The 347-nt window shown below is 71.2% G+C and carries 1 protein-coding gene; it reads left to right on the forward strand.

Annotated elements, in window-relative coordinates:
• Nucleotides 1-347: Ig-like domain-containing protein (locus MT347_RS18015; RefSeq protein WP_243502738.1), on the forward strand; the 347-nt coding region annotated here is incomplete at both ends.

Consider the following 347-nt stretch of genomic DNA (forward strand, 5'->3'; position numbering starts at 1 on the left):
ATCCCGTCCAGCTTCTCGCTGCCCGCCTCGCCGCGCCACGGCTCGATCCTCGCCATCACGGCGAAAGAGCGCGACGCCCTGGCAGCGAAGTGGAACCCCTCGCTGCTCGTGACCTCCATCGACCCGGTCGCGACCACCGTCCCGGCCGGATCCTCCGACGTGTCGCTGCCCGGCACGGCGCAGGCGACCTTCAAGGACGGTCACCGCGAGACCGTCGCCGTCACCTGGAGCAAGCCCGACCTGTCATCGTTGAAGAAGGCCGGCGACACCGTGCAGGTGCGCGGACAGCTCGCCAACTCGGCGGGTACGCCGGCGATCGCGACCATCACCGCCACGGCACCCCCGGG

This window comes from Microbacterium sp. VKM Ac-2923, assembly GCF_022815605.1.
Classification (GTDB): Bacteria; Actinomycetota; Actinomycetes; order Actinomycetales; family Microbacteriaceae; genus Microbacterium.